This window comes from Blautia sp. MSK.20.85 (assembly GCF_013317245.1).
GTDB lineage: Bacteria > Bacillota > Clostridia > Lachnospirales > Lachnospiraceae > Blautia_A.
In genome coordinates this window covers 1-362 of sequence record NZ_JAAIUN010000117.1, presented here as the reverse complement: position 1 = coordinate 362, position 362 = coordinate 1, and the positions used below count along the sequence as shown (strand labels likewise).

The 362-nt window shown below is 34.3% G+C and carries 1 protein-coding gene; it reads left to right on the top strand.

From position 1 onward, the window contains the following. Nucleotides 1-26: 26 nt before the first annotated feature. Nucleotides 27-203, top strand: a complete 177-nt coding sequence (locus G5B12_RS17165) for a helix-turn-helix domain-containing protein (protein ID WP_003864535.1) — start codon at nt 27-29, stop codon at nt 201-203. Nucleotides 204-362 lie beyond the last annotated feature (159 nt).

The window sequence follows — 362 nt, the reverse complement described above, 5'->3', positions numbered from 1 at the left end:
TATTTCAAAGAAAAGAGGATAAAGAAATGTCAGAAAAAAGATGTTATACAGTTCAAGAGTTACAGGAAATCTTAGGAGTCAGCAGACCTACTATTTATAACCTTTTAAAGAAAAAGGAATTCCGGTGGATCCAGTTGGATGGCGGAAAGTATCGCATCTCTAAGAAGAGTTTCGATGACTGGCTCGATAACTTGGAACAATAAAAAAACAGGGTGTTGATCAGGCAGATTTTGTCTGCAATCGACATCCTAAATTTTTATCTGGATTTAAGATATGATATAAGAAAAAACACTAACACTAAAAAAGACAGGAAGTGAAGAATAAATGGCAACAGCAATTATGAAACAAAAAGAAGTTCCGGA